The 4,207-nt window shown below is 70.9% G+C and carries 4 protein-coding genes and 1 pseudogene; 4 read left to right on the top strand and 1 reads right to left on the bottom strand.

Going from position 1 to position 4,207, the window contains the following annotated elements:
• Positions 1 to 414: pseudogene (locus I0Q12_RS33950) on the bottom strand (AraC family transcriptional regulator); the annotation flags it as partial.
• A gap of 139 nt (positions 415 to 553) precedes the next feature.
• On the opposite strand from I0Q12_RS33950, the gene I0Q12_RS25800 reads away from it, so the two are divergent.
• From I0Q12_RS25800 to I0Q12_RS25785, 4 genes are read left to right on the top strand one after another with little or no spacing between them, the layout of a single operon-like run.
• Positions 554 to 1,282 carry a hypothetical protein gene (locus tag I0Q12_RS25800; protein WP_197256037.1) on the top strand — a complete coding sequence of 243 codons (729 nt, stop codon included), beginning with the start codon at positions 554 to 556 and terminating at the stop codon, positions 1,280 to 1,282.
• Position 1,283: 1 nt separating this feature from the next.
• Positions 1,284 to 2,123 (top strand): alpha/beta fold hydrolase, encoded by an 840-nt coding sequence (locus I0Q12_RS25795; protein WP_197256035.1) that lies wholly within the window; start codon positions 1,284 to 1,286, stop codon positions 2,121 to 2,123.
• 42 nt (positions 2,124 to 2,165) lie between these two features.
• Entirely contained in the window at positions 2,166 to 3,383 is a 1,218-nt protein-coding gene (locus I0Q12_RS25790; RefSeq protein WP_197256033.1) for an ATP-binding cassette domain-containing protein, read from the top strand.
• On the top strand, positions 3,380 to 4,171 hold the full coding sequence (locus tag I0Q12_RS25785; protein ID WP_197256031.1) for an ABC transporter permease: 792 nt from the start codon (positions 3,380 to 3,382) through the stop codon (positions 4,169 to 4,171). The genes I0Q12_RS25790 and I0Q12_RS25785 overlap by 4 nt, the downstream gene beginning before the upstream one ends.
• Positions 4,172 to 4,207 lie beyond the last annotated feature (36 nt).

Genomic DNA, 4,207 nt, shown 5'->3' with positions numbered 1-4,207 from the left:
CTCGGCCGCGGCGATGCGGTCCTGCAACTCCCGCGCGTCGGCGCCGAGCACGTCCTCCAGGTCGACGACCCACGCGCCGAGTGCCCCGGCCGGGACGCCGAGCAGGGCGCGGGCACCGGCCGGGGTGAGCGCCAGCTGGATGCCGTGCTGGTTGCCGTCGTGCGCGATCGTCACCGGTGACGTCGTGAGGCCGCCGGCGAGTGCCCGGAACCGGCCCGGCTGCTGTCCGGGAGCGGCGGCGCGGGCGAGGTCGAGGGGTTCGCCGATCGTCAGCACGACCGTCAGGTCCTGCGACGGCAGTCCCAGATGCTCGCCTGCGGGGAAACCGGTGAGGCGGTAGCCGTCGTACCAGCGCACGTACGGCCGCAACGGCGGCGCCGGCCGCCGTCGCGCTCCGTCGGAGACCCCCGGCACAATCGCCAGCGTAGGCGCGGTCCGGTCGCAATCCCACCGGCTCGTCGCCGGAAATATCTATAGTCGGCCGTGCACCCCCGGATGTGCCTCCGCGACACGAAGACGGCGACACACAGGGGGCGACACGAAAGGCGAACCGATGAGCGAAAAATCCGGGCCGATCGAGAAGTTCCTCGTCACGCTGCTCGACAACGGCAGCAGGCTGCAGGGCCCCGCGGTGGCGAAGTACGTCGACCGGGTCCGCCGGGCGCATCCCGACGAGTCGCCCGCGCAGATCATCGAACGTCTCGAGAAGATGTTCCTGACCGGGGTCACGGGCAGCGGATCCGCGGTCGGTGCGACCGCCGCGTTCCCCGGAGTCGGAACCCTCACCGCGGTCGGGGCGGTCGGCGCCGAGACGATGTTCTTCCTCGAGGCGTCGGCACTGCTGACCCTCGCCGTCGCGTCGGTGCACGGCGTCCACCCGCAGGATCACGAGCAGCGCCGCGCGCTCGTCCTGGCCGTGGCCCTCGGTGAGACCGGCATGGAGGTGGTGAGCAAGGCGACCGGCACGACGATGAAGAACTGGACGTCGGCGATCACCGGGAAGATCCCCGGCTCCCAGCTGAGGATGCTCAACAATTCGCTGGTCAAGAAGTTCATCCGCAAGTACTTCGCCAAGCGCAGCGCGCTGATCCTCGGCAAGCTGGTGCCCGCCGGAATCGGGGCGGTCATCGGTGGCGCCGGTAACCGCGCGCTCGGCAAGCGCACCATCAGCAACGCCCGTACCGCGTTCGGTCCGCCGCCCGCGCAGTGGCCGGATGCCCCCGCCGCGCTCGAACCCGGCACGGTGGGTGCCCTGCCGAGCGCCGCATCGACCGGTCCCTGACATGTCCGCGCCGTCGGTGTACGTCCGCGAGTCGGGTACCGGCTCACGGACCGTCGTGCTGTTGCACGGCTACTCCGATCACGGCGGCACATGGTGCAAGGTGGAACCGGAACTCGCCGAGCGGTACCGGGTGCTCACCGTGGATCTACCGGGGTTCGGTCGCAGCTACGCGCAGTGGCGGGCACCGGTGTTCGACCACTACGTCGACACCGTCGCGGATCTCGTCGCGGACCGCACCGAACCGGTCGCGCTGATCGGCAACTCGCTCGGTGCGGTCACGGCGCTGGCGTTCGCGTCGGTGCATCCGAAACGAACCGACCGGGTGGTGCTGTCGGACATGCCGGGCCTGGCCGGAATTCCGCGGGTCTGGACGGAGAGCGCGCGGCTTCCCCTGGACCTGATGTCCCGGATGATGTCCCGGCCGGTTCCGATGCCGGTGATGCAGCGGATGATCGGCGAGCTGTACACGCGGGCGGCGCTGCACCGGCCGGAACGGATGGATGCGGCCACGCTGTCCGCGTTCACCGCGAACTTCGCCGACCGGCGGCGGATGGACACAATGCTGAGGGTCGGCCGGACCGCGGTGCGTGAACTCGGGAGACTCCCGATACCGGAGATGGTGCACGCGCTGACGATGCCGACGCTGTTGCTGTGGGGTGCGCACGATCGGCTCACGCCGGCGCGGGCGGCTCGCCGCGTCGTCGGCGGACCGGACCGGCGGGTGGTGATCATCCCCGACGCCGGGCATTGCCCCCAGCTCGAGGCACCCACCGAGTTCCTCGGCGCGGTGCTGCCGTTCCTCGAGCACCGGCGTCTCGCCGCCGGGGAGGCGGGCACGTAGGCTCGCGACGACCACGTGGACCGGCAGAGACGGGGGAAGTTCTTGACCGCACAGTTCGCGCAGGCGCCCGATGCGTTCCCCGGTTCCGGGCCGCCGCCGGGCATCGCCGTGCAGGGGCTGACCAAGACGTACAGGAACATTCCGGCCGTCTCCAACCTGTCGTTCACGGTGCCGCCCGGATCGATCACCGGTTTCCTTGGGCCCAACGGATCCGGGAAGACCACCACGCTGCGGATGCTGCTGGGCCTGGTGCGCCCGACTGCGGGAATCGCGCTGATCGACGGCGTCCCGTACTCGTCGTTGCCGCAGCCGGGGCGGGTCGTCGGTGCCGTCCTCGACGCGCAGGGCGCGCACCCGAAGCACACGGCGCTCACCCATCTCGAGGTGTACTGCACGGCGATGCGGGTGCCGCTCTCGCAAGCGCGGGCGTCCCTCGACCTGGTCGGCCTGGGTTCGGTCGCGACCCGGCGCACCGGCGAGTTCTCCCTCGGGATGCGCCAACGGCTGGCGCTGGCGACCGCGCTGCTGGGGCAACCCCGCTACCTGGTCCTCGACGAACCGGCGAACGGCCTCGATCCGGAGGGCATGGCCTGGCTGCGCGAATTCCTGCAGTCGTATGCCCGATCCGGCGGCACGGTGCTGGTGTCGAGCCACATCCTGCGGGAGGTCGAGCAGATGGCCGACCACCTGGTGATCGTCTCCAACGGCACGCTCGTGCATCAGAGCAGCACCGCGGATCTGCGCAACGCCTACCGTTCGCGTGTCCTGGTGGCCTGTTCCGACCCGGCCCGTCTCGCGGCGGCCCTGGCGGCCGCCGGCATCACGGACGCGCAGATCCAGGGCGACGGGCGGCTCGCGGTCGTCGGGGCCGATCCCGAACGGATCGCGGCGCTCGCGGCCGAGCAGAAGGTCACGATCTTCGGCACGCACGTCGAACACGTCGATCTCGAGCAGGTGTTCCTGTCCATGACCAGCGGTCGCTACGCCGCGACGCACGGCTACCACCAGCCGGGACCGCCTGCGTCGGGCCATGTCCCGCCCGGATATGCGCCGCCGATCCCCCAGTCGCCGCAGCAGCACCCGCAGGACCGATACCCACCGCAGCACTACCCTCCGCAGCACTACCAGCAGGCCGGCCAGGCGGCCCCGCCGTATCCCGCCCAGCCGTACCCCGTCCAGCAGCCTCCGGCCCAGCAGTACCCGCCGGGCGTGCCCGCACCTCACCAACCGCCCTTCGGACCGGGAGGATTCCAACGTTGACCGCGCTTCTGAACGCCGAGGTCCGCAAGGTCCTCGGGTTGCGCTACTGGTGGATCCTCGGGATCGCGCCGGTCGTGGTGGGGCTGTTCACCGGTGCCCTGACCCTGCCGCTCGCCCGTCAGGTCGAGGACATCGTCGGTGAGGGTTTCGCGTCGACCGTGTCGGCAGCGATCGGCATCGCGCTGGCGTTGGCGCTGGTGTTCCTGTTCGCGGCCGTGTTCGGCGCGGTGAACGGCGGCACCGAATTCCAGCATCGGACGATGGCGACGACGTTCCTGACCACCCGCGGTCGCGACGGGGTGGTCGCCGCCAAGTACGTCACCGCCGCGGCGTTCGGGCTGCTGTACTGCGTGGTCGTGGAGATCGCGGCCGTTCTGACCGTCCTGATGTTCGCCGGCGGCGACAGCGGCCCGTCCAGCGGATCCGATTTCGGCCAGCTCGCGGCAGTCCTCACCACCGGCATGCTCTGCGCCGCGCTGTGGGCCCTCATGGGGTCCGGGCTCGGTCTGCTCACCGGTTCGACGGTCGGCAGCGTGCTCGCGATCTCCGCGTGGGTGCCGTTCGGTGAGCTGATCGTGTCGCTGATCCTGCACGGCCTCGGGCTGGGCGCGGTCGCGGACCTGCTTCCCGTCCAGCTCACCTGGTACACGATCGTCGGGGTCATCGACATTCCCGAAACCGGCGACATGGCCGTTCGCTGGCCGGGGGCTCCGCTGGCGCTGATCGGCTGGACGCTGCTCGTCTGCGCGCTCGGCTGGTGGCGGGTCCGCAGCCGCGACGTGGGCTGACCGGGCGCTTCGCGCCGGTGTGCCTTTGTGGCGGTG

Origin of the sequence: Rhodococcus sp. CX (assembly GCF_015865005.1) — a bacterium.
Lineage (GTDB): Bacteria > Actinomycetota > Actinomycetes > Mycobacteriales > Mycobacteriaceae > Rhodococcus.
This window is presented reverse-complemented; position numbering and strand designations above follow the sequence as displayed.